The sequence below is a fragment of the Okeania sp. SIO3B5 genome, assembly GCF_010692555.1.
GTDB lineage: Bacteria > Cyanobacteriota > Cyanobacteriia > Cyanobacteriales > Microcoleaceae > Okeania.
In genome coordinates this window covers 47,996-53,995 of sequence record NZ_JAAHHG010000028.1, presented here as the reverse complement: position 1 = coordinate 53,995, position 6,000 = coordinate 47,996, and the positions used below count along the sequence as shown (strand labels likewise).

General features: G+C 35.1%; 4 protein-coding genes and 2 rRNA genes. 4 read left to right on the top strand and 2 right to left on the bottom strand.

What is annotated here, in order from left to right; all coding sequences use genetic code 11:
• Together F6K54_RS06605 and rrf are read left to right on the top strand one after the other, a co-directional pair.
• A 23S ribosomal RNA gene (locus F6K54_RS06605) occupies positions 1–96 on the top strand; the annotation flags it as partial.
• Positions 97–155: 59 nt separating this feature from the next.
• A 5S ribosomal RNA gene (gene rrf, locus F6K54_RS06600) occupies positions 156–273 on the top strand.
• Between the two features lie 205 nt (positions 274–478).
• On the opposite strand, the gene F6K54_RS06595 is transcribed toward rrf, so the two are convergent.
• Together F6K54_RS06595 and F6K54_RS06590 are read right to left on the bottom strand one after the other, a co-directional pair.
• Positions 479–1,660 carry an RtcB family protein gene (locus F6K54_RS06595; RefSeq protein WP_293075818.1) on the bottom strand — a complete coding sequence of 394 codons (1,182 nt, stop codon included), beginning with the start codon at positions 1,658–1,660 and terminating at the stop codon, positions 479–481.
• Between the two features lie 708 nt (positions 1,661–2,368).
• Positions 2,369–3,541 (bottom strand): FAD-binding oxidoreductase, encoded by a 1,173-nt coding sequence (locus F6K54_RS06590; protein ID WP_293075816.1) that lies wholly within the window; start codon positions 3,539–3,541, stop codon positions 2,369–2,371.
• Positions 3,542–3,697: 156 nt separating this feature from the next.
• On the opposite strand from F6K54_RS06590, the gene F6K54_RS06585 reads away from it, so the two are divergent.
• Entirely contained in the window at positions 3,698–4,360 is a 663-nt protein-coding gene (locus F6K54_RS06585; protein ID WP_293075814.1) for a hypothetical protein, read from the top strand.
• A gap of 561 nt (positions 4,361–4,921) precedes the next feature.
• Positions 4,922–5,533, top strand: a complete 612-nt coding sequence (locus F6K54_RS06580; protein WP_293075812.1) for a hypothetical protein — start codon at positions 4,922–4,924, stop codon at positions 5,531–5,533.
• Positions 5,534–6,000 lie beyond the last annotated feature (467 nt).

The following is a 6,000-nucleotide window of genomic DNA, read 5'->3' as shown; positions in this document are numbered from 1 at the left end:
GTAAGGTCACGGGAAGACTACCCGTTTATAGGTGTTCGGTGGAAATGCAGTAATGTATGCAGCCTAGACACACTAACAGACCGAGGACTTGACCTCATACACTCACTTCTTACTTCTGACTATGCAGTCTTCTTTGTTTCTTTGATTTCTTTATTCCTGGTGTCTATGAGGCTATGGAACCACTCCGACTCCATCTCGAACTCGGTAGTGAAACGTAGTGCTGGCGAAGATACTTTGGGGGTCGCCCCATGTGAAAATAGCTCGATGCCAGGATAATATTTAACGAAGCATCTTTCTGATATATGGGAAGGATGCTTTGTTGTTTTCGGTAGTAGTTGATTGACATATTTATTCCTTTTTTGCTAATAATTTAATTTATTGAAATCTTCTTTTTTTGAGATTGATTAAAGCCTGTTTCTCAGATTTTGGAAACAGGCTATTTGGTTTTTTTGTAGACAAGCAAACAAATATAGAAAAATTACCCCTTTACACAGACAACTTGTTTAAGAGTTGCTACAACTTCTACTAGATCGGTTTGCTGATTCATCACTTCTTCAATAGATTTATAAGCACCAGGAATTTCATCAATCACACCTCCATCTTTTCGACACTCTACTCCTTCTGTTTGCTTCACTAAATCATCAACAGAAAAACGTTTTTTAGCTTGAGTGCGAGACATCATTCTGCCAGCACCATGACTACAGCTACAATAACTTTCATGGTTTCCTTTTCCTTTGACAATGAAGGATTTTGCTCCCATTGAACCGGGTATAATTCCATAATCTTCTTCTTGTGCTCGCACAGCACCTTTACGAGTTACATAAACTTCCTCACCAAAATGTACTTCTTTTTCTGCATAATTGTGATGACAGTTCACATCTAATAGTGGTTTTGTTGGTTTACCTCCTGCTAAATGCTTTTCAACTATTCGCTTAAAACGAGCCATCATTACATCTCGATTAAACCGAGCATAATTTTGCGCCCATTGTAGATCGCGCCAGTAGGCTGCAAATTCTGGTGTTCCAGTGACAAAGTAGGCTAAATCTAAATCTGGCAATTTTGTATCTGCCAGTTTTGCTAATTCCTTGGCAGTGTTAATATGACATTGAGCTAATTTATTTCCAATATGACGAGAACCTGAGTGTAGCATTAACCAAACATTGTTTTCTGTATCCAGACAAAGTTCAATGAAATGGTTGCCTCCACCTAGAGAACCCATTTGTTTGAGGGCTTTACTTTCTAAATTTTTTACTCCTGGATGTAACTCTTTGAAGTTTTTCCAGCGCTGCCAGTTGGTGACAGATTTTTCGATTTCTTTGTTGTCAGAAAATCCTACAGGAATAGCTGCTTCAATATCTTGTCGGATTTTTTTGAGTTTGCCTTCTAGTTGATCGGCAACAAAAGGCATTTTTACTGCACACATTCCGCAACCAATATCTACACCCACAGCAGCAGGAATAACTGCTTCTTTTGTGGCAATTACAGAACCTACTAATGCTCCTTTGCCTAAATGGACGTCTGGCATTAGGGCAACGTGCTTGAAAACAAATGGCAAGGATGCTACATTTTTGGCCATTTGGTGTTCTTGATTTTCTAGGGGATGATTTGCCCAAGATAATACTGGTTTTGGGGTTGAGAGTTTTAGCTTTTCGTATGGCATATTTGATTTTAAGTTACTATTGCTTGTTTATATATACTACATAATACAATGTAACATAAAAAGATTACGGAATGTAGTTCAACAATTAATAATTAATAATTAGGGTTTGCTGAAAAAGTCTGATGGTGGTGATAGGGAACAGGGAACAGGGAACAGTCTAGACTATCTGCTACGGCCAAATTTTCTGATACTCAGGGGAAAAATATGAGCATTTTGAGACCAAAAGAGCCAAAAACCTTGTACTTTTTCAGCAATATTTGACTCTGAAAGCCTGAACTGGTATTGATTACAATTTTATGAGCGCAAGCCCTAATTAACAATTACCTCTCCTTGAAAAGAAGAGGACTAATACCAATTTGATAAATGTTTGCTACAAATAGTTAGGCTATTTCTTAGGAGTCAGGAGTCAGGAGTCAGGAGTCAGAATGAATAGTTTCAATAGCAGTTTTGAGCTAATAAATTCTATTTTTTTGTCAAAGGGAGACCTCCTTTAAAGTCTTTTTCTCATGCTTATTATTCGTAACATTCTTTTTTCAAAATGGTATAACGCATCAGGAAAATTTTTTCTTCTCTTGGTCGATTGGCGAGGAAACCTCGCCATCCCACCCTACGGGAAGCTCCGCTAAAAATCGCTTTTTTCTCCTTTAAAAGAGAGGCTTTAAACCTTAATTATTTGGTAAGGATATAAATATGAAGAGGACTAATTAGTTAGATAAAGCGACTAGGAGATAATTGCTTGATAATCTCATCATTTTCTCCGGCTAGATAATTGGCGAATCTTTTCGCTAGGGGAGGTACAAATGCAAACGGACTACTGAACCCAGAAAAAATATGTATCCCTTCTTGATTAGGAATAGCTCCGATGAGGGGTAAATTGTCAGCACTGTATGCGATTAAACAGTGATGCCAGGTTGCTGGTAAATTTTCTAATGCTGGTAAAACTTTTCCTATCTCTGTTCGCATAGCAATTTCGCTGTTAGCTGCATCAATTTTAGCGTGGGGGTTGCTAAGTACGCGGGAAATTTGACCTATTCTGATGCTACCGTTTTTAAATTGAATTGCACCAGCATCTAAACTAAATGTCACAAATTCACGATCAGGTTCATCCCACATTTGTTCAAACTCAACTGTACTTGTAGAAGCTTCACATTCAAAACGTTCCTGTACTGCTGGCATTACAGTAGTATGTAGTTGTAAATCTGTAGGAGAAGTTTCTAGCATTTCAGCATGGGTGAAGTAAACACGGGTAGGAATGCCTGCTGATTTTAGGAAGTAACGAGAAATTCCACCTGCACAAATAACTACATTGGCAGCGTGATAAGTTTGAGTAGTTGTGTAGACTCCGGTTATACTATCGCCTGTTTTGACTAACCCAGTTACCTCTACAATTTCAATTTGACCTCCTAATCTGGCCAATGCTTGAGAGTAGGCTAAAGTTGTTGCTTCTGGAGAAACATGACCGTGACTAACAGTTAAAGCTCCTGCGATCGCTTCTTTATTGAGTAAGGGTTCGATTTCACAGGCTTCTTGGACACTTATTAGGCGAGGTACAGTATTGTAGTGGTTGAAGGCAGCAGCTATTTTTTCTGGGTCATCTTCTAGGGCGATAGTTAGTAATAAATCTAACTCTCTAAATTGGGTATCTGTTTCTAATTCTTCAGATAGCCAATGATGACGTTCTTTTCCTTCTTGAAAAAGTTGATTAGTCAAATCTGTAGTACCAGACCAGTAGGGTAAAATAGCATAACTATAACGACTTGCACCTTTTAAAGTTGGGTATTTTTCCAACAGGAGTACGGTAAAACCTTTTTTTGCTAACTCATAACTGAGAGCTGCTCCTGTTATTCCGCCCCCAACTACAATCCAATCGTAACTTTTCATAAACCATTTACTCTAACATTTTCCTGATATAATAATAGGTATTTAACTAATAATAAAATATTTAGATTATTTAGGCAAATAATTATGCAGTTTTATTTCCATTTATTCAGTATAAATACTAGACTAAAGAAGCAAATTTGTGGGCTGATAATTATATTGCTATCAAGTATAACTTTACCTAGTTTTAGCCTAGCACAGTTGCCTCGTTTTGATTCTGAATTATCTCCAGAAAAACCACCTTTAACTGTATCACCATCAAATACTGTTCCAACTCAGCCTACTCAACCTTCAAAACAATCTTCTCCAGCAAAACCGTCTTCGACTGTATCACCGTCAAATATTGCTCCAACTCAGCCTACTCAACCCTCAAAACAATCTTCTCCAGAAAAACCGTCTTCGACTGTATCACCATCAAATATTGTTCCAATTCAGCCTACTCAACCCTCAAAACAATTATTTGTTAATGATTCTACAGCTCCTTTGCCTGGAGCAAGACAATTGCCTATTGGAGTTATTCAACCTGTAAATGGTTTGGTCAATATCAAACTTACAAATAATACTGCTGCTACAATTTCCTATGAGATAATTGGAGATACTACACAGCGCCGGTTATCAGGAAAGTCTGAAGTTATTTTAAGGAAATTAAAAGTTCCTGTCAATATTACTTTTTATCGGGATAAGGGAGGTTTTTTATTGATACAACCTCAGTTTATTGTTGAAAATAGTCTTTTGAAGTTAACTATGACTGAGACTAATAATTTTAATTTGGATAAATCTAGTTTGTTAATTGAAAAAACTGGAAGTGTTTTTTTAAATTAGATAACGTTTAAATTTTAGCTTTTTTTCTATTATTTTTTTGTAAGCATTCAGCTATTAGCATTCAGCTATCAGCTTTTTAAAGAATCAAGCAAAGACTAAGATTAGCTGACAGAAATATTTCATTTCCTGCGAAATGCTGCGCAAACATATTTCACTTCTTGACTACTAATTCCTTCTTCCAAGATAATGAGTTAATAATTCATAGCTGATAGCTGAGGGCTGAATGCTTACTTTTTTTTCTTGAGTAAGTTTAATGATAAAATTCCTCAATAATTTTTCCTAAAAAATAAACATAAAATCACTGAATATAGATTAGTATCCTGTATTGATATTTATAATCTGGAAGTTTGAGATTAAGTAGATTATAGTAAATTATTGATGATAATTATCAATTACTCGTTCGAGGTTGATTAATTTTTTATTCATCAATAGAGTTGCAAAAATTATTTGACTTTTTGTATATAATTATAGACAATACCATAAGTGGTAGATAAACGGCTTTAGGCTTTCAAGCGTGATGTCTGCTTGAATTTCGTCCCTTATCTAGGTATTTAGTTAATTATGTATAGCAATGATAGAGAAGATAAAGTTCAGATCAATTTAAAATTAGATTGTGATAAATGGCAACGTTTCCAAGTAAAATGTAAGGAGAATGATTCTACAGATATTGAAGTTTTAAATTTGTTTATCGATCTTTATTTAGGAGAAGAAATAGATGGCGATCAAAGTATTTTATCACTTAGCTTGGAAACTAAAATTAATGTGGAAATAGGCAAGTATATTGGGAATAAATTGGATAGTTATATAGACAAGTATATAGAAAATAAATTGATTAAAGAAGTTAAAGAAATAGATAATTCTGAAGATTTAGTAACTCCTAAAAAAAATAATAAATTACATAGTATAGAAAAAGAAAACCTTGTATTCAGGGATAAATATGAATATGAACAATCATCAACGACAACAGTTATAAAACAAAGAGAAATGACAAAAAACTTGTTGAATGATGATGTTCAAGAATTGAAAACAGCAAGGGAATTAGGGAAAGTTTTAGGGTGTTCTCCTGCGTATATAACTACTCTTAATAGATTAGGCGATCTGGAACAAAGAGGGTGGAAAGATTCTGGAAAAAGACAAGGTAAGGCTATTCTTTATCAACGGATAAGAACCTAATTATTTTCTTGAGCGGGGGAGTAGGGGAGAATTCAACAATTAATAATTAATAATTAATAATTAACAATAACTAGCGTGCTAATTATCAAAAAATTTATTCAGCCTGTGTTAATTACTTAATAGTTGAAGAATAGTTGAAGTATCACTTAAGCATAGCATTCTTTTTTCAAATTGCTATAAGGTAAGGTGGAGTATTAAGCCTGCTACAAAAAAGATAAATTGACAACTGCTGATAATGATATAAGTAGGGTTTGCTGAATAAAGTATTTTTGCTGGGGTAGGAGACAGGAGACAGGAGAAATGGGAATGAGCGAAGAGGTAGGAGAAAGAATTGTCCCAAGATTATTCTACCCAACTATGCGCCTAAAATACGCTCCTTTTTGAGCATGAAGAGCTGAAAACCAGGTACTTTTTTTGATCCCAAAAAGGCTAAAGTCTTTATATGTCAATGCTTTTAGATTTAATCA

Excerpts from the sequence above, each read along its gene's own strand:
- F6K54_RS06595 (WP_293075818.1), bottom strand. The coding sequence starts at position 1,660 with ATGCCATACGAAAAGCTAAAACTCTCAACCCCAAAACCAGTATTATCT.
- F6K54_RS06580 (WP_293075812.1), top strand. The coding sequence starts at position 4,922 with ATGTATAGCAATGATAGAGAAGATAAAGTTCAGATCAATTTAAAATTA.
- F6K54_RS06590 (WP_293075816.1), bottom strand. The coding sequence starts at position 3,541 with ATGAAAAGTTACGATTGGATTGTAGTTGGGGGCGGAATAACAGGAGCA.